We start from the raw sequence: 19809 nt of genomic DNA, 5'->3' as shown, positions 1-19809 counted from the left end.
ACTAGCCGGCAGCAGGCATCTTCGTGATCATTTCGCCCGCCGGATCCGCAACGTACCAGACATTGTTGACCCCCTGGCCCAGGACGTCGCCGGCCTTGGTGTCCTTGGCAAAGTAGTACAGCGGCATCCCGTTCAGGGTCACCTGCTTTGCGCCTTCCGGAGTTGTGATGGTGCCTACCTTCCCGGTGACCCCTTCGACCTTGGGTGTGGCAGAAGTGGTGGTGAGCGGCGGCCACGCGGTCAGGCATCCACCCGTGCAGGCACTGGTGCCTGAATCCTTGACGTCCTTGGTGAAGTAATAAAGGCTCATGCCTTTGGCGTCCACCACGATGGTGCCCAAACTTGAGGATCCTGTCTTAAGGTCAACGCCTGCACTCGCCGTTGAGGACGCCGTTGAGGATGCCTTTGCTGAAGACGATGCGGGTGCCGACGCTGCAGGTGAACTTGCCGCAGCAGCGGGGCTGGTGGCCGCAGGAGTGGTTCCGCTGCCGCCGGCGCACCCGCTTAGGGCCGCTGTCAGGGCCAAGATGGCCAGGCCTGCCCCAAACACATGCTGTTTCATGGGTTGCTCCTTCGGTAGTGCCCGGCGCCAATCGCCGGACGCTAACCGATACGACGCACCAGGGTGAAGAATGGTTCACGATGAACCAAAACCCGGCTGCGGACGTGGTACCAGCAGGGAAGCGCGGAACAGCCGTGCAGAGGCTGGGACTGGAGGTCCTGGAATGCCACTTGACGAAGACGTGGTGGAGTCCATTTACCGTGACCACGGCCCCGCACTCCGCCGCTTTGTGCTCAGCGCCTCCCGGGACCCCCAACTTGCCGAGGACGTGGTCCAGGAAACCGTGCTCCGGGTGTGGCAGCACGCGCCCGAGGTCAACGGCAGCCTCCGCAGCTACCTGTTCCGGACCGCGAGGAACATCATGATTGACAACTACCGCCGCGCCCAACACCGCCCGGCCGAAGCGCTGGGGGACGGGCTCAACGGGCACGCTGAAGCCGTGGAGCGGGTGGACGAACTGTTGAACCGCGTGCTGATCGAGGAGGCACTGCTCCGCCTCACCAGGGAACACCGGGACGTCCTGGTGGCCCTGCACTACCGCCGCTTCACAGTGAACGAGGCCGCCGTGCAGCTGAATATTCCCAGTGGAACGGTCAAATCCCGCGCGTACTATGCCGTCCGTGCCCTGCGGACCATCCTGGACGAGATGGGGGTGGACCGGTGAGCGCTCCCGGACCGCACCAGCTGCTGGGCGCCTACCTGCTGGGCGGGCTGGATGCCGTGGACCTTAAGAGTTTTGAAGACCACCTTCGTGAGTGCGCGCAGTGCCGGGGGGAACTGGGCCGGCTGGAGAAGGTGCCCGCACTGCTGGACGCCGTTCCCGTACCGGACGCGGTGGCGCTTACCGTTGTTCCGTCGGCGGCGGCGGCCGCGCCAACAGCTGCGGCCCCGGTGGCCCTCCTCGCCGAACTGGCGCACCGCCGTCGTAAGGCACGACGGCGGTGGGCGGCGCTGGCAGGCGCCGTCGCCGCTGCCTGCCTCGCCGTGGGCCTGGCCGTAGGTCCGCTGCTGGGCCGGGCCCCACAGCCGGACGCCACCTACTCGGTCCAGTCGGGCGGGGGCCTGCAGTTCAGCATCGACCTGGCCCGCAAAACCTGGGGAACGGAGCTGGCAGTGAACGGCAGCAGCCTCCCGGCCGACGGTACGCTGTCGCTGTGGGTCCGGGACCGTGCCGGCGGGGAGGACCGTGCCTGTGCCTGGACGGCCACGCCCAGCGGCCGGGTCAAGGTCACCGGGGCAACACCCATCCAGCTGGCCAGCATCTCCAGTGTGGAACTGCGGGACGGCACGCAGCAAGCCGTTGCCGTGATCACTGTGCCGTAATCACAGGGCCGTAATCAGTGTGCCCCAATTTACTGTGCCGTAATATACAGCGCCCTGAAGGACGCCCCGTGGGCTACTGCTGCTTCCCGTTCACCTTGCCTGGTTCCAGGGCCCGGAACTCGGCAACCAGGGCGGGGTCTTCGCAGGCGCGGGCGAACGCTTCGATCCGTTTCTCGATTTCCCGGCCCAGCAGCCAGCGGCCGATCCGCTCCATCACCGGCCGCAACAACGCCGGGCGGCAGGAGAAGGTGTACTTCCAGACTGCCCGCGTGCCGCCGTCGTCGGCTGTGAACCGCCAGCCGCCGCCAAAGTTTTCGAAGAACCAGGGGCCGGACACCATGGTCATGCCGACGTTTTTGGGCGGAGCATAGGAGACGTACTCACTGACCATCGTCAGGCCGAGGCGCGAGCGGGTGCGTGTGCGCACGCCCTTGCCCGCGCTGGCGGCGCCGCCCAGGAACTGTTGTCCGGAGATGAAAGGATCCCACTTCAGCCGGAAGGTGCCGGTGGTCTGGGAGAAGGCGAAAGCGGTGTCCGGGTCGATGCGGATGAAGCGTTCTGCGCGTACCTGGGGCATGGTCCAACCCTATGCGCACCTTGGGCGGGCCCGTTCCGGACCCGCCGCGCGCCCGGAGCGCAGCTAGTGGACCATCTTCGCCAGGCGCGCCCGGACAACCATGTAGACGCCGTAACAGATCAGTCCCGCGCCCACGGCCGCCAGGACGTACAGGCCGAAGGGCTGGTCGCGCAGCGCCCGGAGGGCGCCATCCAGTCCTGTGGAGTCCTCGGGATGCGCCTCGAGGGTGGCAATGGCGATCAGCAGGCCGGTCAGCAGCAGCACTATTCCCTTGGCGACGTACCCGGTTACGCCCAGCACGGTGACGGCGTTCCTTGCCGCAGGGGACCCCGGCATCGCCAGCTGCTTCACAAACGATTTCCGTATACCGCGGATGCCATAGGCCACTCCGGTCACGGCAATGCCGGCGCCCAGCAGGAGCAGCAGTACCACGCCCCCCGGAGCCCGCATCAGCGAGGCGGTAAGGTCGCTGATGTTCTCCCGGTTGTCCCCGCTTGAGCCCGTGCCGCGCGCGAAGGACAGCAGCGTCAGGGCAAGCCCCGCGTAAACGAGGGCCTGCGCCGCTGCCTTGGCCTTCTTCCCCACCTTTTCCTTGGTTTGGAGATGGTTGTAGTCGAAGATGGCATCGCCGGCCTGCCACAGGGCAAGGGCGGCGCACGCGGCGAAGCTGGCCCACAACAGGAAGGGTCCGGCAGGCTGGGTGGCCAGCTCAGCCACGGCGCCGCTGAAATCGGCACTTCCTGTGCCGCCCCTGGCCAGCCGGAAGGCGATGGCGCCCACCAGCAGATGCAGGATGCCGCCGGCCGCAAAACCTGCCCTGGCCAGCAGCTCCAGGGGGCGGGAGTTGGTGACATCCTCTGCCGCGTCCGCGGCCTGCTTCAGTTCTCTTTTGATGGCTGTTCCTTTGTGCCGGTGCCAAAGCGCGAACGGTGCGTGCCCCGTATACCGCCATCGTGCCACGCGGAATTGGTCCCGGCGAACCAGTGGGGGAACTGTGTGGAATAGCGTGTGGAGCTTGTGGTTCAGGCGTTTGACATCCAGCGGTGCTGAAGCCGCGGCTGAACCTTGACGGCCGGACTTTCGAGGCGTCCGGCAAGGGCGGGCTCGAGCTGAACATGGACAAGGACAACAACATCGTCAACAGCGTGGTCACGGCCTCCAACGAGGCCGGGCTGGACGTCAAGCTGGGCGAAGTGGAAGTGAAAACCGAGAGCCGGGCCACCACCAACGTCTCCACCTACTGCAAGGTCCCCACCGACACCTCCGTCCGGGGCGCACCGCAAGCCAACGGCTGGGCGCACCTGATGTCCGGCTTCTACCTTGAGGAGAGGGGTGGCACCCTACTGACCGAAGGCGAACTCAACCTGGCCGGCAAAGCCGCCTACGCCGTGGTGGTGGGCTATGACGACGCCGACGGCTCGGGAAAGGTTGCAGCAACCGTCGGCGTGAGGGAACGCGGGCGGTTCATCGGTTTGGTGGTCATCTGGCCTTACAGCAACCCCGGGGGGAGCCGAGGCTGGATATGCTGAAGGAGATCGTCGGGTCCATCAGCGTGGCCTGACGGGCTGAACCACGGCTGAGGTCGTGATGGGCGCCGCGGTCTGCCGGCGGGTGGGTCTACCGCCGGCGGTAGCAGAGGTCGAAGATCAGCCGCCCGGCCTCGTGGGCCTTGGCCTCGAAGCTGGTCCGGATCCGGCCCTCGAAGCGCGGCGCCCAGCCGCCCGTTTCATCCACACCCTCGTTGGGCCCGGTGTGTTCCGTGCTGACCGGTGCACGGCCTTCCCGGACGGGCGCTCCTCCCACCACTGATTCCACGCCCGACTGCCACACGTGGGTCAACGGGCTTTCGGGTCCGCGGCGCTCGCCGGTGTGCAGGTTCTCAAAGTCCTTGGAGTCCGCCAAGACGTCGCGGACGTGGACCGCGTAGTTGGACCAGTCGGTGGCTATCCGCCACAGGCCGCCCTTTTTCAGCGCTCGTGCGGCCAGTTCAGCGAACTCGGGCTGGATCAGGCGCCGTTTGTGGTGCCGCGACTTGTGCCAGGGGTCGGGGAAGAAGACCCACAGTTCGCTGACGGAGCCCTCCGGAAGCATGGTGGCCAGCACTTCCGGAGCGTTGGCCTCAACCACCCGCACGTTGCTCAGGCCGCGGCTGTTGATTTTGATGAGGGTGTTGGCGAGCCCGGGGGTGTAGACCTCCACTGCGAGGAAGTCGGTGTCCGGGTTCTGCTCGGCGGCGTGGCAGATGGCGTCGCCCAGGCCCGATCCGATCTCGACGATGAGGGGTGCCTTGCGGCCGAATTCCGCCTCGGCATCAAACGTGTAGTCCGGGTGGACGGAGGTGTTGGCGACGTGCCGGGGGACGTTCACCGCCCACCGCTCGGCATGCAGTTCCCAAGCCGCCTGCCGGCGTCCCTGAAGGCGGGTTCCGCGGCGGACGAAGCTGACCGGCCGCCCGCCGTATGTGCCGTAGGAAGCCTGCGTGCCGGGCGTCACCGGCCTGGGGACATGCTGCGGCTGGGGGGTTTCTGGGGATTCGCTCATCCCTTCCAGAATACCGGCGGCCGGAGGGCGGAATCATCAGTTCCCCAGTTGGTCCAGTGCAGGCCCGAGGGCCAAAGCAAAGACCAGCCCCGAGATGCACAAGGCAAACGCCGCCGATGACCGGGCGGGTGACGTATCCGGGGAGTTCTTGATGACGGAAATTGCCAGCGCCAGGGAGGGCAAAGCAAACAGGAGGGGCAGGCTGAAGAACACCAAAGGTGCCACCCAAGGCAGAGGTGAGGGGCCACTGGACGGATAAGTGCCGAGCATGGCAAACGCTGCCAATGGAGCAGTCACGATCATGCTGAGAATGGCAAGGACCGCCATCGTGACGCTGTGAGTTGCTTTACGCTCGTAGCCCTCTGTTCCCTGTTCCCGGGTTCCCGCTTCAGGGGGACCGTCGGGCGGTTTTGTTCCATCTACTGGCCGGTTCGTATCTGGTGGCGGGATGCCCATGGTTCTCCTCAGATAGGTCCGAAGGCCGCTGCTGAACCCTGCGGGTGTGTTGTTCCAACCTATGGAGGCCGTGACCTTCGCAGTAGGCGCCACCTGCCGTATGTGGATAACTTCGTCCGCCGGCGTCCTGCAAGAATGGGCAGGTGACAGAAGCGACAAATGCGGCGGCAAAAAGGCAGCGGTCCGGGAAACCGGCGGCGGAGCCCCGGCCTGCCAACGCGGCCCGGCCGGACAATCTGGTGGACGCGGAAATTGACGAGCTTCCCGCCCCGGAACCAACACAGGTAGGAAGCCGAAGGGCCCTCGTTTACCTGGGCCTGTGCCTGGTCCTGATCGGCCTGAACCTGCGCACGGTCTTCTCCAGTTTCTCGGCCGTGCTTCCCGAAATCACGGCGCACGCCGCTTTGCCCGGGTGGGCCGTGGTGGTCCTGACCACAGTCCCGGTGACACTGCTGGGCGTGTTTGCGCCCCTGGCCCCGGTCCTGGCGCGCCGCTTCGGCCCCGAACGCGTCCTCCTCGGCGCGATGGCGCTCCTCACGGCGGGACTCCTGCTCCGCCCCGCAGGACCGTCACAGCTACCCGCCCTGCTGGCCGGAACTGCTGCCTGCGGCGCCGCCATCGCCCTGTGCAACGTGCTCCTGCCGGGGCTGGTCAAGCGCGATTTTCCGCACCGGCTGGGACTAATGGGAGGGCTGTACACCACCGCCATCTGCGCTTCAGCCGCCCTGGGAGCGGGCTTTACGTACCCTGTCTATGCGGCGACGGGGGAATGGACCCTGGCGCTGTGGTTGTGGGCGCTGCCTGCCGCCGTCGTGCTTTTGCTCTTCCTTCCGGTGGCGCTCCGGCAGCGCGCCGTGCGGCACCAGCTGGTGAAGGACGGCGTGAACGTGTGGCGTTCGCCGGTTGCGTGGCAGGTCACCATCTTTATGGTGCTGCAGGCGATGATGTCCTTCAGCGTGTTCGCCTGGCTGGCGCCGATCCTGCGCGAACGGGGAGTGGACGGCGCCACGGCGGGGCTGATCGTTTCGGCCAGCATTGTGCTGCAGATGCTCGGCTCACTGTTTGCGCCGGCGCTGGCTGCGAGGTTCCGCGACCAGCGTGGCATCAACACGGTGGTGGCGCTGATGACCGGCGGCGGCTTTGCGCTGAGCATTTTCGGTCCGCTTGAGCTGGTCTGGGTCTGGGCAGGTCTTTTGGGACTCGGGCAGGGCAGCCTCACCGCGGTGGCGCTGACCATGATCATGCTGCGCACCCGTGACGGGCACACGGCAGCCCACCTTTCGGGAATGATGCAGGGCGTGGGGTACGGCCTGGGTTCAACGGGAACCCTGATGGTGGGCCAGTTGCACCAGGCCACCGGATCCTTCACCGCCGCGGGCGTCCTTTTCCTGGCCGTGGGGCTGCTCGCGGCCTTGTTTGGCTACCGGGCGGGACGGAACCGTTTCGTCGGTAACTGAAACGGGTAGCAGCAGGTGCCGTTATGAGCTCATGACGGCACCTGCTGCTACCTGCCTGGGAAGACTAGTGGGTGAGGTCCTTGCCCTTCGTCTCCGGGATGGTGAATACGAACGCGGCACTGACCACCAGCAGCAGCACGGCGTAGACATTGAACAGGTCAGGCACGTGGAGGGTGGTGCCGAGCCACTGCTGCAGGTACGGGGCTGTGCCGCCGAACAGTGCCACGCAGATGGAGTACGGGACGCCTACTCCCACGGTGCGGATACTGGTGGGGAAGAGTTCCGCGTACACGGCCGGGACAATCGCGGCGCTCGCTGCGATGAAGATCAGCATCACGGACATGCTGACGGCCAGCTGCCATGCTGAGTCCTTCAGCAGCCAGGTCATGGGGAAGTGCATCACGGCGGATCCGATGGCGCCGGACCACAGCACCTTCTTGCGGCCGATCTTGTCAGACAGCTTGCCCCACACCGGCAGCGCCGCGATGAACACGATGTTCCCGACCACGCCGGCCCACAGTGCTTCGCCGCGGTCGATCTTCAGCGCAGTGGTGGCGTAGCTAGGGGCCACCACACCCCAGATGTAGTAGATCACCGTGAGCCCCACGGTCAGGCCGATGACCTGCAGGGCCTGCTTCCGGTGGCGGACGATCTGCGGCCAAATCGGAGCACGCTTCGTGCCGGCGGATTCGCTCTCGAACGCCTCGGTTTCGTGCAGCCGGGACCGCATGATCAGGGCGTACAGCCCCAGTGCCGCGCCGATCAGGAACGGGATACGCCAGCCCCAGGCATTCATGGCGTCGGTGCTCAGTGCCATGTTCAGGACCGCGCCCAGCAGCGTGCCGAACAGGATGCCCACGGTCCCCGAGGTGTAGATCAGGGTGGCCCAGAAGCCGCGCTTTTCCTTCGGGGCCATCTCAGAAAGGTACGTCTGCGACGACGGCAGCTCGCCGCCGTGCGCCAGGCCCTGCACCAGCCGGGCCACCAGCAGCATCAGTGACGCCCACGCCCCGACGCTGGCGAAGGTGGGCGCAATGCCGATCATTAGGCTGCCGAGCGACGCCAAGCCCACCGCGAGGGTCATGGACGTCTTACGGCCCACACGGTCGCCGATCCAGCCGAACAGGAAGCCGCCGAAGGGCCGGGCGACGAAGCCGACGGCGAAGATCGCCAGCGTGGACAGAACGGCCGACGCCGGGTCCGCCTTGCTGAACAACTGGCTGGCTATGAAGGGGGTAAAGGTTGCATAAATCGCCCAGTCGTACCATTCGACGGCATTGCCGATCCCGGTCCCGACGATGGTTTTCCGCAGTGCAGCCCGTGCGGTGCGCTGCGGGTTGACGATAGTGGTCATCTGAGTTCTCTTCCTGGAAGGGTGGATCAGGAGTTGGTGCGCGTGGACGAAAGCGCCGCAAGGCGCTGCATGGCCAGTTCCGCGTAGAGGGCGGCGCCGTCAGCCAGCACGCCGTCGTCGAACGTTGCATACGGCGAGTGGTTGAACGGGGAGGCGGCATGGTCAGCGCCCTGCGGGACGGCACTGAGGCCGATGAAGGTGCCGGGTACTTCGGCGAGCACCCTGGAGAAGTCCTCCGAGCCGCTCAGGGGAGTGGCCCAGCGGGAGAGCCGGGAGTCGCCGAACATCCCGGTGATGACGTTCTCGGCAGTATGGGTTTCATCCGCGTCAGTGATGGTGATCGGGTACTCCTGCTGGTAGTCGACGTCCACCTCCAGGCCGTGCGCTGCCGCGATGCCCTGCAGGAGGCGCGGAATCGAGTCCATCAGCTTTACCCGGGAGGCTTCGGAGAACGTCCGGATGGTGGCCTCGATCCGCGCGGTCTCCGGGATGACGTTCCGCTTGGTGCCGGCATGGAGGATACCGACGGACAGGACCACGGGATCGAACATGTTGAACTGGCGGGTGATCATCACCTGCAGCGCGGTGACCATCTCGGCGGCCGCCGTCACCGGATCCTTGGCAGTGTGCGGGGCGGAGCCGTGGCCGCCTGCGCCGAGGACAGTGACCACCAGGCCATCGGACGCACTGAGCATCACGCCGGGTTTGGTGGCGAAGGTGCCGTGCGGTTCGAGGGCGGAGAACACATGCATCCCGTACGCGGCGTCCACACGGCGCCCGGGAGCGTCCAGTACACCTTCACGGATCATGTAGCTGGCGCCATCGAAGCCTTCCTCGCCCGGCTGGAACATCAGGACGACGTCGCCCGCCAGGCGGTGCCGGCTCTCGGCCAGCAGCGTGGCGGCGCCGGCGAGCATGGCCATGTGGAGGTCGTGGCCGCAGGCGTGCATGGCGCCGTCCAGCCGGGAGGTGTAGTCGACGCCGGTCTTCTCCTGGACGGGCAGGCCGTCCATGTCGGCACGGAGCAGGACCGATGGCACAGGCTGATCCTGCCCTGCTTCGCCCATTCCTGCTCTGCCGCCGGTGCCCCGCAGGACCGCCGTGACCGACGTCGTCTCCTTGCCCAGGGTGATTTCGTAAGGCAGCCCGTCCAATGCCCGGAGGACTTTCTCCTGCGTCCGGGGCAGGTCAAGGCCGATTTCCGGCTCCCGGTGCATGGCGTGGCGGTAGCGGGTGAGTTCGGGCTGGAGTTCCCTGGCCGCTGATGTGATGGTCATTGCTGCTCCTCCAAGAATCAGTTTTATCCAGTCTGGGGTGACTTGGTTCACATATGTTCAAACTGCTCGAAAAATGCAGAAGCCCTCCTTGTCTTCCACGTTTTGCGCATCCCTCCGGAAGAATGATGAATATGGAACTGAGCGAGGAGGACCTTGCCCTCATCAACGCGCTGGAGATCGCGCCGAGGATCAGCTGGGCGGATGCAGGAGAAATTCTTGGTGTCCACGCCACTACACTTGCGGCACGGTGGGAACGGGTCCGCGGTTCAGGTGCGGCCTGGGTGACCGCCCACTTGATGGGCGACCCCAAACAGATGTGCCTTGCACTCGTGGACGTTGACTGCGAAATGCACCGCCGGGCTGAGGTGACGGAGGCGTTGGCCGCGGTCCCCGAGATCGTTACCATCGAGGAGGCCGCCAGCAACAGGGACCTGATGCTGACGGTCCTCACCCGGTCCCTGGAGGAGTTCACTACGGCCGTGGCGTCCCGGCTCCAGGACATCCAGGGTCTCCTGAAGTACCAGACCGCCCTGTGCACCAGGCTGCACTCGGGCGGGTACGCCTGGCGCCTCAATGTGCTGGACCGAGCCCAGGTCGCGGCGCTGCAGGCGAAGGCGGGTCCCGAAGCGGCAGGGTCCGCACCCCCGGAAGCCGTTGTGGAGCCCCTGCCTGAAAGCCACCTGGCACTGCTTCCCTTCCTTGCCAGGGACGGGCGGGCCACGGCGGCCGACATCGCCCGGGAGCTGGGCCGCCACCCGGCCACGGTGCAGCGCCAGCTGAACCGGGTCCTCGCCAGCAGGGTGCTCTCCTTCCGCTGCGAAGTGGCGCAGAAGTTCTCCGGCTACCCTGTGACATGCCAGTGGTTCGCCAACGTCCCGCCAGGACAGCATGAGACTGCCGCGGCCGAGCTCAGGGGCCTGCGCAACGTCCGGCTCAGTGCCTCCACTACGGGCCGCACCAACTTTGTGATCATCATGTGGTTGCAGTCGCTGGCCGATGTGATGAACGCCGAGCTCGCCCTGCAGCAGCGGATCCCCGCAATTGAGCTGGTGGAGAGCGTAGTGATGCTGAGTACTGTCAAGCGGGTGGGGTGGATGCTGAACCGGGACTCGACGGCCACTGGACGCGTCATCGTTCCTGCTGCCGTGGCTGGCGCCGCGTAGGTGCATCGTACCCGGCGGCTATGCTGGCAGGAAAGATAAGCAACCGATCGGGCCAGAGCGTGCGCGACACAACCCTTCCCCCGGCAGACACCCAATCCGGCATCCTGCAGCGGCCGTACCTGTGGGTGACCATCGGCACCTGCGCGCTGGTGTTTCTGGCCGCGTTCGAATCCCTTGCCGTGACCACCATCATGCCCGTGGTGAGCCGCGAACTGCACGGCGCGGACCTCTACGCCTTGGCCTTCGCGGGCCCGCTCGCAACCGGGGTGATCGGGATGGTTGCAGCCGGGAACTGGTCCGACCGCCGCGGCCCCACGGTCCCCCTCTATGGGTCCGTGGCGCTGTTCGTCGCGGGACTGCTGATCGCGGGCACCGCTGTGTCCATGCCGCTGCTCGTGGCGGGCAGGCTGGTGCAAGGGCTGGGCGGCGGCGCCCTGACAGTGGCGCTGTATGTATTGGTAGCCCGGATTTACCCGGGGCTGCTGCACCCCAAGATCTTCGCCGCCTTCTCCGCGGCCTGGGTGATCCCGTCCCTCGTTGGGCCGTTTGCCGCCGGCCTGGTGGCGCAGGTGTTCAGCTGGCACTGGGTGTTCCTGGGCGTGGTGGGGCTGGTCATTCCAGCCCTGATGATGATCGTTCCGGTGTTGCGGAACATGGGGCCGGGCCGGGGACAGGACGATGTCGCGGCCCAGCCGCCAGCGCCGTGGGCCTTAGGCCGCCTCGCTTGGGCCAGCCTGGCCGCGCTCGCCGTGCTCGGTCTGAACCTCTCGCGGGAAGTCCGCCTCCCCGGCTTCGCCGCCGCGCCGGCATTCCTGGCTGTGGCCGCCGTCGTGATTGCGCTGGTGGCCGTGCGGCCGCTGGTGCCGCAGGGTACGCTCGCCGCCCGCCGCGGCTTGCCCAGCGTGATCCTGGTCCGCGGGCTCGCGTCCGCCGGGTTCTTCGGCGCGGAGGTCTACCTGCCGTACCTGCTGATCGAGCAGTACGAGTTCGCGCCCACCTTTGCGGGCCTTACCCTCACCGGCGGAGCGCTTGCTTGGGCGGGGGCAGCGGCCGTCCAAGGACGCCTCGGTACCCGGTTATCCCATCGCGGCGCCGTCCGGACCGGCTCAATGATGGTCCTCGCGGCTGTACTCCTCGCGTTGGCGACCACCGCGCTGCACTGGCCACCCGTCGTCGTCATCGCCGGGTGGATCCTCGCGGGCGGCGGCATGGGCCTGCTTTATCCGCGGCTGAGCGTGATGACCCTGGCGCTGTCGAGCAAGGAGAACGAGGGCTTCAACAGCTCGGCCATGTCCATCTCAGACTCGCTGGGCGGCGCGCTGGCACTGGCCACCACGGGCATCGTTTTCGCCGCGTTCACGACGACGATCGAATCCTTCGCCGGGGTCTTCGGCCTTACCGCCGTGCTCGCCGCAGCCGCGGTGGCGGTGGCGCCCCGGGTCACCAGCCGGGCGGTTGGGCAGTAGCCGGCGGCAGGATTCAGGGGAGCCGGCTGGCCCGGACCACCACATCGGCAATGGTGGCCTGCTGGCCCTCCGGTCCGGTCACCGGCCGCTCCCGGCTGGTCTGTACTTCCAGCTGCCACTCAGGGCTGTCCAGTTCCAGCTCCCGGACCAGCTCGTCAGCGGTGTAGAACATGTTGTGGTGGGTGTGCGCCCCTCCCCAAGGCGGCAACCGGTCCGGGTGGTGGCCCACCACCAGCAGGGTTCCGCCTGGCCTGACGGCCGCGGCGGCGGCGCGGAGCGGTCCCTGCCAGGCCAGCTCCTGGGAGTGGAGGAACTGCGAGGTCACAAGGTCGAACGAGTCCTCCGGCTGCCACTGCTCGAGATCGGCCTGCTGCCAGTGGATCCGGCTGGCGATGGCGCCCTCGGCCGCGTGCACGCTTTCCCGCGCGAGCGCCGCCTTCTCGTGGCCGTGCGCCCGTTCCAGTGCAACGGCGGAAACGTCGACGGCGGTGACGGTCCAGCCGTGCTGGGCCAGCCAAATGGCGTCCGCCCCTTCGCCGCAGCCCAGGTCCAGCGCATGGCCCGGCCGGAGTCCGCCGGCTTCCCGCACCAGTTGGGGGTTCGGCTTGCCACTCCAGACCTGGGGCTTGCTGCGGTACCGCTCGTCCCACAGCGCCGCCGCGTCCCTTATGCCCTGACCGCCTATTCCCTCACCGCGCGCGGAGCCCGCGTGCCCCGCGAGGCCGGGGCCGCCGTCGTGAGTTGCCTGGTGTTCCTGCTGGTGGGCAGCGTGTTCCGTCATGCCTCAACCCTGCCCCGCTGCGGCGGTGTTGGCAACGCCCAACCAGCTAGTGCCCGGCCCCATCGGGGAGGGGGAGAAGCAGGGCGGGAAGGGAAGTGCGCGCGGGATGGTAGACTGGTGGAACTTGATGTGCAGTGATGCCCATGTACCCCGAACTTTGGGGACAGGGCTTTTTTCATGTGAGAGGCACATCCTGCGTCGATGAACGCGTTCCATTTGGTCCCGGCCGCCGCTTTGTATAAGCGGCAGCAGGCTGGTTGATCACCTGAATTTTCTTCGGCGAACCCCCTTGGCCAACCGGCGTCGGGGGCCGATATCCGTACGGATACCGCCTGAAAGACCTTTGACTTTGACTACTTTTGCTGCCCTCGGCACGCCCAAAGCCCTTGCCGACACCCTCACCGCACAGGGAATCACCGAGCCGTTCCCCATCCAGGTGAAGACCCTCCCTGACACGCTGGCAGGACGCGACGTCCTGGGCCGCGGCCGCACCGGCTCCGGCAAGACCATCGCGTTCGCCATCCCGCTTGTAGCACGACTCGCTGAGCGGGAAGCCAAGCACTTCCGCAAGCCCGGCCGCCCCATGGGCCTGGTGCTGGCGCCCACCCGCGAACTGGCCACCCAGATCAACGCCACCATCGAGCCGCTGGCCAAGGCTGCCGGCCTGAACACCACCGTGATCTACGGAGGCATCTCCCAGGCCCGCCAGGAAAAGGCCCTGCGCGCCGGCGTCGACATTGTGATCGCCTGCCCCGGCCGCCTGGAGGACCTGATCCGCCAGCGCATCCTTACCCTTGAGGCCGTGGAAATCACCGTCCTGGACGAGGCCGACCACATGGCCGACCTCGGCTTCCTGCCCGTGGTCAAGAAGCTCATGGACATGACCCCCAGCCAGGGCCAGCGCCTGCTCTTCTCCGCAACCCTGGACAACGGCGTGGACAAGATCGTCCAGCGCTACCTGTCCAACCCGCTCACCCACTCCGTGGACGACCCGCAGGCCGCGGTGACCACCATGGAACACCACGTCCTGGTGGTCAATGACCAGACCGTCAAGAAGCAGCTGATCGTGGAGCTCGCCTCCGGCGCCGGCCGCCGCGTCCTCTTCATGCGGACCAAGCATCACGCCCGCAAGCTGGCCAAGACCCTCACCGACGCCGGGATCCCCGCCGTGGACCTGCATGGCAACCTCTCGCAGAATGCCCGTGACCGCAACCTCGCCGAGTTCTCCTCCGGCGATGTCCGCGTCCTGGTGGCAACCGACGTCGCCGCCCGCGGTGTGCACGTGGACGACGTCGAACTGGTCATCCACGTTGATCCGCCCACCGAGCACAAGGCCTACCTGCACCGTTCAGGCCGTACCGCCCGCGCCGGTTCCGATGGCACCGTTGTGACCATCACCCTGCCCGAGCAGCAGACCGACGTGAAGAAGCTGATGAAGGCCGCCGGAGTGGACGTCAACTTCGAGCGCGTCACCGCCAACTCGCCGATTGTTGGCGAACTGACCGGCGACATCGCGGACAAGGTCGATCCCCGGACCCGCGCCGCGCTGCTGGCTGCCAAGGCTTCCAAGCAGGGCGGCGGCACCTCAACGGGTGCCAACGCCGAGCGCAAGCGCGCCCGCCGCCAGGCTGCCCCCACCGCGGGTGGACGCGGCGGCCGTGGTGGACGCGGCAAGGTCGGGGCCGAGGCCGTCCGCACCGACGTTCCGCGTTCCGAGCGCCGGGCAGTTGCTTTTGAAGGCCGCACGGAAGCCCGTGCAGCCTTCGACCGGGTTGCCGAGCAGAACGAGGACCGCGCCATTGCGGCAGCGGCTGCCCGCCGCAACGCCCGTGGCCGCGGCACCGCTGCTTCCACCCACCGCAATGACGTCCCCGCGGCAGGTGGCCGTGCAGCGGCCGGCCGCGGTTCCGACGGACGCACCGATTCACGCGTAACCCGCAGCGACGCTCCCCGCGGCGGCACCGGTCGCCCGGCTTCCTCCGGCCGCCCGGCTTCCTCAGGCGGACAGCGCAACGGACGTCCGGCAACAGGCCAGCGAGCCGCAGCCGGCGCCGGTGCAGGCACCCGTACCGGTGGCCAGCGCTCCGCAGGCGCAGGCGCAACCGGCGGCAACAAGGCCGTCTGGTCCTCCAACACGGGTGGAACGTCCGGCGGGTCCTACAGTGCCGGAAACGGCGGCTCCGGCCGTGCCGCCCGCAGCGGCCCGCGCCGTGCTTCCGCTCCGGCGTCGAACGAACGCCGCAGCCGCTAAGAGTATTTTCGGTGGTTGAGCCTGTCGGTACCCGACGGGCTCAACCACGGAAACCCTCAACCACCGCTGTCTACCAGCCGCGGGCGCGCCACTCCTTCAGGTGCGGCCGCTCGGCACCAAGGGTGGTGGGCTTGCCGTGGCCCGGGTGCACGATGGCGGAGTCCGGGTAGGGCCCGAACAGCCGCTGGGTGACGTCGGTAAGAAGCTGGTTGAACCGTTCCGGATCCTTCTGTGTGTTGCCCACGCCGCCGGGGAACAGCGAGTCGCCGGAGAAGATGTGCGCCGGGCCCTCGGGGTCCTCGTACACAAACGCGATCGAGCCCGGCGTGTGCCCGCGCAAATGGATGGCTGTCAGGTCGAAACCGTCGAAGTTGCTCACGGCAGCGTGGTCCAGCAGCAGGTCAACGTTGACGGGCAGGTGCGGTGCGTCCTCGGTCCCCGCTGCGGTCCTGGCACCAGTAGCGTCCACCAGCCCCTTCAGTGCCCGGACGTGGTCCGAGTGCTGGTGGGTAGTGGCGATCAGCGCCAGGTTCGGTTCGGCCGACGTATCCGCGCCGCCGTCCTCCAGCAGCTGTTGGATGGCCGGAAGGTCGTCCGCGGCGTCGATCAGCACCTGCGCGCCGCTGGCTTTGCCGGTCAGCAGGTACACGTTGTTGTCCATCTCGCTGACGGAAATCCGGCGGATGGTCAGCGCCGGCAGGTCGTAAAGAAGTGAGTCCATAGGCTTCAGTCTAGGGACGACTGTTCCCGGCCCCGGTTACTCGCGCCCTTCGGACACCCAGTTGGGATCCGCCGAGCGGGAGCCGACGACGGCGTCCGAAGCTTCCGCCAGTGCGTCCAGTTGCGCCGGGGTCAGCTCCAAAGCCAGTGCGCCAAGGTTTTCGTCGATCCGGTGCGTTTTGCGCGTGCCGGGGATCGGGACGACCGGCAGGCCCAGCCGCTTGCCTTGGGCGAGCAGCCAGGCCAGGGCCACCTGGGCCGGCGTTGCATCCAGCTCGTCCGCCACAGCCCTGACGGTGGCCACCACTGCCTGGTTGGCACTGGCCGCATCCGGGGCGAAGCGGGGGATCCGGCGTCGGAAGTCCGTCTCGCCCAGGTTGGCAGCGTCAACGGTGCCGGTCAGGAATCCCCTGCCCAGCGGCGAGTACGGCACAAAGCCCACCCCCAGGGCAGCCGCGGCAGGAACAACGTTGCGTTCCACGTCGCGGCTCCAGATGGACCATTCACTCTGGACCGCCGCAATGGGATGGACTGCAGAGGCTTCTTCAAGCTCCTGCGCCGTCACCTCCGACAGCCCCAGGTGCTTGACCTTGCCTTGCTGCACCAGCTCCGCCATGGCCTCCACGGTTTCCACAATCGGAACGCGGAGGTCGCGGCGGTGCATGTAGTAGAGGTCGATCACGTCAGTGCCCAGCCGTTGCAGGCTGCGGTCCACGGCCTGCCGGATATGGCTGGCATCGCCCCGGATGTCCGAATACCCCTCAGCCGGGGAGCCAAGCAGCCCGAACTTGGTGGCCAACTGGACCTCGCCCCGCCGTTCCTTCAGCAGCCGGGCGATCAACTCCTCGTTGCTGCCCCCGCCATAGATGTCCGCGGTGTCAATGAAGCTGACACCGGAGTCGACGGCGTGATGCAGCGTCCGGAGCGCGTCCTCCGGATCCACCTCCCCATAAACCGGGGTGAGCGCCATTCCACCGAAGCCAAGCGGACTGACGTCGAAACCGCCGCCGAGCCGGACTGTTGCTGCCATGGGTTCTCCTGTTCGTTCCTTCACGGGTTTCAGAGTGTGGGGCATTGGGTCAGTCCCAGGGGATGACCCGGTCAGCTGCCGGCCGCGTCGCCTGGATCAGCACTGCGTTGGCCTCGTCCGGCCCGGTGGCCCAAGCGCTGGCTGCGTCCCGGTCCATCCCGAACGACACATGCCGTTCCACGAGGCGCTTGAGCCGCAGGGTCGGGGGAGTGTCCACAAACCACACCTCGTCCAGCTGGGCCCGGACCTCTTTCCACGGGTCCAGCTCCGCCAGCAGGTAGTTGCCCTCGGTGATCACCAGCGGAACCTCGGCGGGGACAGCGATGGACGCGGCCACCGGCTCGTCCAGGGTGCGCCGGAACGCCGGTGCGTAGACCACTGGCTCGTCCCGGCGCACCAGGCGGCGCAGCAGCGAAAGGTACCCGCCGGCGTCGAACGTGTCTATTGCGCCCTTGCGCTGCCGCAACGGCGTGCCGTCAAGGATGGCGTTGCCCAGATGGAAGCCGTCCATGGGAACCACCACGGCCAGGCCGGGCCCAAACTGCTGCCGGATCCATTCGCCGAAGGTGGATTTCCCGGAACCGGGCGCGCCCGCTATGCCAAGGATGGTCCGCGTTCCGGGGACCATCCTGGCCCGGAGGGCGTCCATCGCCTCAATAATCTCGGGGGAGTCCATGGCAAAAGCCTAGACCGCCCGCTGAATCTCCCCATCTTTCATTTCAAGAACGTGAGGTACGACGGCGATTCGTGGGGACACGCCGTCGTCCTCCCCTAAAGGTGGGGAGATTCAGCGGCGGGACGAGTGAGCCGGTTCGGGCTCCGGGGCGGCAGTGCCTGAGGGCAGTGCCTTCAGCCCGGCCGCGCAGCCCACGATTCCGGCAATAAAAACCACCTTGACCAGGCTGAAGGGCTCCACGCCGGTGGCCATGGCCCAGCCGACGGTCAGCGCAGCCCCGATCCCGACCCACACGGCGTAAGCGGTGCCCAGCGGGATATGCCGGATGGCGACGCCCAGGCCCAGCATGCTCAGGGTTGCCGTGACGGCGAAAACCTGGGTGGGCAGGGGCTTGCTGAAGCCGTCGGACAGGCCCAGGGCTGTTGCCCACACTGCTTCCAGGACGGCGGAGGCGAGGAGGACCAGCCAGGGAATCGCACGCCGCAGCATCACGCCACCACCTTCAAGCCAACCACGCATGCAGCGATGCCGGACAGCAGGAGGAGGCGTGCCGCCGTCGGACGCTCCACCTTGGTGATGATGGCGTATGCGGAAGTCAGCACCACACCCACGCCCACCCAGACGGCGTAAGCGGTGCCAGTAGGAATGGACTGCATGGCGATGGCCAGGCCGCCGGTGCTGGCCGCGACAGAAACCAGGAACAGCACGGCGGGGGCGATGCGGCGCCGGCCGGAAGCCTGGAACGTGCGGTGCAGGGCGGCGGCCCACACGGCTTCAAGGGCGCCGGATAGAAGGAGGATTAACCACGACATGACAGATCCTTTGGCCAGTCTTGTCGCGTGCCGGGTACTGAACCGTCGTCCGGAGGCTCCCACACGGAACCTTGGCTTCCAGCGTAGCAACGCCCGACGCCGGGCGGCCACCGATGGTGCCCGACCTCACCACAGCATTCAACCGGGCTGGCCGGCGGCTAGAGGGTGCCGCCGGCCGCTAAGGGGGCGGCAGTGTCCCGGCCGCCGTCGCCAACGGTTTCCCGGGCGATGAAGTTCTCGATGTCGAACAGGTTGTCGGCGCGCTCGGCGATGTTCAGGAGTGTGGTCATGGAGGCGACCTCCTCCACCTGCTCCTTCAGGAACCAGAGCATGAACTGCTCGCCCAGGGCGTCGTTTTCACCGCGTGCGGCCCGGAACAGGTCTTCGATGTTCCGGGTAACCTCTTTTTCCTGCTGCAGGGCAAGGGCCAGAGGTTCGGTGACGGAAGCGAAGTCGTTGCGGACGGCAGGAACACCCGGAATGGTGAACGCGATGTCCCGGTCCAGCATGTACTGCACCATCATCATGGCGTGGTTCCGCTCCTCCACGGACTGCCGGTAGAAGTAGCGGGCCAGCTGGGGGAGATCCTGGTTGGCGAACCAGGTGGCCACCGCAATGTACTGCTGCGATGCCGTGAATTCGTTGCCGATCTGGGTGGACAGGAGCGCATTGAAGGATGATGTGGTCATAGCCCGAGTCTAGGGACGGCCGTAGGCAGTGACCAGTGTGGACAGGCTCGGCTACTGCAAGGCGAGGCTGGCCTACCCCGTGCCGGGGCTAAACCTCGACGGGGTCGATCGAGACCACCGCCAGGAAGCCGCGGCCAAGGATCTCAGGGGTGTCGACGTCGGAACCCACCACGGCGTCGTACCGCGCCAGTGGTTCGGGTTCATTCACGGCGTCGCCAACCGTTGCCTGCCCCTGCAGAAGGATCCCGAAGGAGCCTTCGAAGATGGGCTGGGCGCGCTTCTTGGAGAGTTCGATGATGGACGTAAAGCCCTTGAAACTTCCGGTGCGCGTGATGACGTTCAAGTCCCGGATATCACCCGTGGGCAGGGATGCCGTCGTGGCCGCACCGCCCGGAAAGCGGAAGGGGCGGTACTTTTCCAGCGGTTGTTCCGCGCCGTCCACGGTCAACAGCAGGAGCTCGCCCTCCACCACGGTCAGCACCCGTTCCATCCCGGGGAAAGGGGAGAAGTCACCGGCCTTGCTGACGTCCGCGATGCTGACCCGCCAGTCCCAGCTCCCGTCCTTCGCCGATCCGGCCCCTGACTGGCTGGCCAGTTGGCGCGTAACGCCTCCACCATTGCGCCAGGGCTCGGGCTTGATGTCTGCAAAGCGGATAATCTCCATGCGCCCAGCC

General features: G+C 67.0%; 22 protein-coding genes and 1 riboswitch. Of the genes, 7 read left to right on the top strand and 15 right to left on the bottom strand.

The features are described 5' to 3' along the window. Position 1 precedes the first annotated feature (1 nt). The gene (locus QFZ36_RS10550; protein WP_306636215.1) at positions 2 to 562 is read right to left on the bottom strand and encodes a COG4315 family predicted lipoprotein; all 561 of its coding nucleotides are present in this window, start codon (positions 560 to 562) and stop codon (positions 2 to 4) included. A gap of 163 nt (positions 563 to 725) precedes the next feature. Between QFZ36_RS10550 and QFZ36_RS10545 the strand changes: the two genes are divergently transcribed. Continuing rightward, the gene (locus tag QFZ36_RS10545) at positions 726 to 1226 is read left to right on the top strand and encodes a sigma-70 family RNA polymerase sigma factor (protein ID WP_306636214.1); all 501 of its coding nucleotides are present in this window, start codon (positions 726 to 728) and stop codon (positions 1224 to 1226) included. Continuing rightward, entirely contained in the window at positions 1223 to 1885 is a 663-nt protein-coding gene (locus QFZ36_RS10540) for a zf-HC2 domain-containing protein (RefSeq protein ID WP_306636212.1), read from the top strand. The genes QFZ36_RS10545 and QFZ36_RS10540 overlap by 4 nt, the downstream gene beginning before the upstream one ends. Before the next feature lie 73 nt (positions 1886 to 1958). Here the strand turns inward: QFZ36_RS10540 and QFZ36_RS10535 are convergent, their stop codons facing one another. Then, the gene (locus QFZ36_RS10535; RefSeq protein WP_306636210.1) at positions 1959 to 2462 is read right to left on the bottom strand and encodes an SRPBCC family protein; all 504 of its coding nucleotides are present in this window, start codon (positions 2460 to 2462) and stop codon (positions 1959 to 1961) included. Positions 2463 to 2525: 63 nt separating this feature from the next. Further along, on the bottom strand, positions 2526 to 3344 hold the full coding sequence (locus QFZ36_RS10530) for a DUF1206 domain-containing protein (protein ID WP_306639166.1): 819 nt from the start codon (positions 3342 to 3344) through the stop codon (positions 2526 to 2528). Positions 3345 to 3505: 161 nt separating this feature from the next. Between QFZ36_RS10530 and QFZ36_RS10525 the strand changes: the two genes are divergently transcribed. Continuing rightward, positions 3506 to 3991: a hypothetical protein gene (locus QFZ36_RS10525; protein WP_306636209.1), complete on the top strand. Its 486-nt coding sequence runs from the start codon at positions 3506 to 3508 to the stop codon at positions 3989 to 3991. A gap of 88 nt (positions 3992 to 4079) precedes the next feature. On the opposite strand, the gene trmB is transcribed toward QFZ36_RS10525, so the two are convergent. Next, positions 4080 to 5003: a tRNA (guanosine(46)-N7)-methyltransferase TrmB gene (gene trmB / locus QFZ36_RS10520; RefSeq protein ID WP_306636207.1), complete on the bottom strand. Its 924-nt coding sequence runs from the start codon at positions 5001 to 5003 to the stop codon at positions 4080 to 4082. A 36-nt stretch (positions 5004 to 5039) separates the two neighbouring features. Continuing rightward, positions 5040 to 5300 (bottom strand): hypothetical protein, encoded by a 261-nt coding sequence (locus QFZ36_RS10515; protein WP_306636205.1) that lies wholly within the window; start codon positions 5298 to 5300, stop codon positions 5040 to 5042. A gap of 302 nt (positions 5301 to 5602) precedes the next feature. Between QFZ36_RS10515 and QFZ36_RS10510 the strand changes: the two genes are divergently transcribed. After that, positions 5603 to 6916 (top strand): CynX/NimT family MFS transporter, encoded by a 1314-nt coding sequence (locus tag QFZ36_RS10510; RefSeq protein ID WP_306636203.1) that lies wholly within the window; start codon positions 5603 to 5605, stop codon positions 6914 to 6916. A gap of 64 nt (positions 6917 to 6980) precedes the next feature. On the opposite strand, the gene QFZ36_RS10505 is transcribed toward QFZ36_RS10510, so the two are convergent. After that, positions 6981 to 8270 carry an MFS transporter gene (locus QFZ36_RS10505; RefSeq protein ID WP_306636202.1) on the bottom strand — a complete coding sequence of 430 codons (1290 nt, stop codon included), beginning with the start codon at positions 8268 to 8270 and terminating at the stop codon, positions 6981 to 6983. 26 nt (positions 8271 to 8296) lie between these two features. Further along, positions 8297 to 9547, bottom strand: a complete 1251-nt coding sequence (locus QFZ36_RS10500) for a M20 metallopeptidase family protein (protein WP_306636200.1) — start codon at positions 9545 to 9547, stop codon at positions 8297 to 8299. 131 nt (positions 9548 to 9678) lie between these two features. Here QFZ36_RS10500 and QFZ36_RS10495 point away from each other — a divergent pair, with 131 nt between their 5' ends. Beyond that, positions 9679 to 10710, top strand: a complete 1032-nt coding sequence (locus QFZ36_RS10495) for an Lrp/AsnC family transcriptional regulator (RefSeq protein WP_306636198.1) — start codon at positions 9679 to 9681, stop codon at positions 10708 to 10710. Positions 10711 to 10769: 59 nt separating this feature from the next. Further along, positions 10770 to 12176, top strand: a complete 1407-nt coding sequence (locus QFZ36_RS10490) for an MFS transporter (RefSeq protein ID WP_306636197.1) — start codon at positions 10770 to 10772, stop codon at positions 12174 to 12176. 13 nt (positions 12177 to 12189) lie between these two features. On the opposite strand, the gene QFZ36_RS10485 is transcribed toward QFZ36_RS10490, so the two are convergent. After that, positions 12190 to 12957: a class I SAM-dependent methyltransferase gene (locus tag QFZ36_RS10485; protein ID WP_306636195.1), complete on the bottom strand. Its 768-nt coding sequence runs from the start codon at positions 12955 to 12957 to the stop codon at positions 12190 to 12192. A gap of 349 nt (positions 12958 to 13306) precedes the next feature. On the opposite strand from QFZ36_RS10485, the gene QFZ36_RS10480 reads away from it, so the two are divergent. Continuing rightward, entirely contained in the window at positions 13307 to 15208 is a 1902-nt protein-coding gene (locus tag QFZ36_RS10480) for a DEAD/DEAH box helicase (RefSeq protein WP_306636194.1), read from the top strand. 70 nt (positions 15209 to 15278) lie between these two features. Here QFZ36_RS10480 and QFZ36_RS10475 read toward each other — a convergent pair whose 3' ends face one another. The 7 genes from QFZ36_RS10475 to QFZ36_RS10445 form a co-directional block, all read right to left on the bottom strand. Beyond that, positions 15279 to 15929, bottom strand: a complete 651-nt coding sequence (locus tag QFZ36_RS10475; RefSeq protein WP_306636193.1) for an MBL fold metallo-hydrolase — start codon at positions 15927 to 15929, stop codon at positions 15279 to 15281. 36 nt (positions 15930 to 15965) lie between these two features. Next, entirely contained in the window at positions 15966 to 16958 is a 993-nt protein-coding gene (locus tag QFZ36_RS10470) for an aldo/keto reductase (RefSeq protein WP_306636191.1), read from the bottom strand. A 49-nt stretch (positions 16959 to 17007) separates the two neighbouring features. Beyond that, positions 17008 to 17634 (bottom strand): nucleoside/nucleotide kinase family protein, encoded by a 627-nt coding sequence (locus QFZ36_RS10465; RefSeq protein ID WP_306636189.1) that lies wholly within the window; start codon positions 17632 to 17634, stop codon positions 17008 to 17010. Positions 17635 to 17745: 111 nt separating this feature from the next. Next, the gene (locus tag QFZ36_RS10460) at positions 17746 to 18123 is read right to left on the bottom strand and encodes a DMT family transporter (RefSeq protein ID WP_306639164.1); all 378 of its coding nucleotides are present in this window, start codon (positions 18121 to 18123) and stop codon (positions 17746 to 17748) included. Beyond that, positions 18123 to 18446 (bottom strand): DMT family transporter, encoded by a 324-nt coding sequence (locus QFZ36_RS10455; RefSeq protein WP_306636187.1) that lies wholly within the window; start codon positions 18444 to 18446, stop codon positions 18123 to 18125. Before QFZ36_RS10455 ends, QFZ36_RS10460 begins: the two co-directional genes overlap by 1 nt. Positions 18447 to 18455: 9 nt before the next feature. Beyond that, positions 18456 to 18521: riboswitch (guanidine-III (ykkC-III) riboswitch) on the bottom strand. 83 nt (positions 18522 to 18604) lie between these two features. Continuing rightward, entirely contained in the window at positions 18605 to 19135 is a 531-nt protein-coding gene (locus tag QFZ36_RS10450) for a ferritin (RefSeq protein WP_306636186.1), read from the bottom strand. 88 nt (positions 19136 to 19223) lie between these two features. Next, positions 19224 to 19799, bottom strand: a complete 576-nt coding sequence (locus QFZ36_RS10445; RefSeq protein ID WP_306636184.1) for a HutD/Ves family protein — start codon at positions 19797 to 19799, stop codon at positions 19224 to 19226. Positions 19800 to 19809: the final 10 nt, after the last annotated feature.

The organism is Pseudarthrobacter siccitolerans, from assembly GCF_030823375.1.
Classification (GTDB): Bacteria; Actinomycetota; Actinomycetes; order Actinomycetales; family Micrococcaceae; genus Arthrobacter; species Arthrobacter siccitolerans_A.
This window is presented reverse-complemented; position numbering and strand designations above follow the sequence as displayed.

Coding starts and splice junctions, on each gene's coding strand:
- QFZ36_RS10550 (WP_306636215.1), bottom strand. CDS start 562: ATGAAACAGCATGTGTTTGGGGCAGGCCTGGCCATCTTGGCCCTGACA.
- QFZ36_RS10545 (WP_306636214.1), top strand. CDS start 726: ATGCCACTTGACGAAGACGTGGTGGAGTCCATTTACCGTGACCACGGC.
- QFZ36_RS10535 (WP_306636210.1), bottom strand. CDS start 2,462: ATGCCCCAGGTACGCGCAGAACGCTTCATCCGCATCGACCCGGACACC.
- trmB (WP_306636207.1), bottom strand. CDS start 5,003: ATGAGCGAATCCCCAGAAACCCCCCAGCCGCAGCATGTCCCCAGGCCG.
- QFZ36_RS10505 (WP_306636202.1), bottom strand. CDS start 8,270: ATGACCACTATCGTCAACCCGCAGCGCACCGCACGGGCTGCACTGCGG.
- QFZ36_RS10500 (WP_306636200.1), bottom strand. CDS start 9,547: ATGACCATCACATCAGCGGCCAGGGAACTCCAGCCCGAACTCACCCGC.
- QFZ36_RS10495 (WP_306636198.1), top strand. CDS start 9,679: ATGGAACTGAGCGAGGAGGACCTTGCCCTCATCAACGCGCTGGAGATC.
- QFZ36_RS10485 (WP_306636195.1), bottom strand. CDS start 12,957: ATGACGGAACACGCTGCCCACCAGCAGGAACACCAGGCAACTCACGAC.
- QFZ36_RS10475 (WP_306636193.1), bottom strand. CDS start 15,929: ATGGACTCACTTCTTTACGACCTGCCGGCGCTGACCATCCGCCGGATT.
- QFZ36_RS10470 (WP_306636191.1), bottom strand. CDS start 16,958: ATGGCAGCAACAGTCCGGCTCGGCGGCGGTTTCGACGTCAGTCCGCTT.
- QFZ36_RS10465 (WP_306636189.1), bottom strand. CDS start 17,634: ATGGACTCCCCCGAGATTATTGAGGCGATGGACGCCCTCCGGGCCAGG.
- QFZ36_RS10460 (WP_306639164.1), bottom strand. CDS start 18,123: ATGCTGCGGCGTGCGATTCCCTGGCTGGTCCTCCTCGCCTCCGCCGTC.
- QFZ36_RS10455 (WP_306636187.1), bottom strand. CDS start 18,446: ATGTCGTGGTTAATCCTCCTTCTATCCGGCGCCCTTGAAGCCGTGTGG.
- QFZ36_RS10450 (WP_306636186.1), bottom strand. CDS start 19,135: ATGACCACATCATCCTTCAATGCGCTCCTGTCCACCCAGATCGGCAAC.
- QFZ36_RS10445 (WP_306636184.1), bottom strand. CDS start 19,799: ATGGAGATTATCCGCTTTGCAGACATCAAGCCCGAGCCCTGGCGCAAT.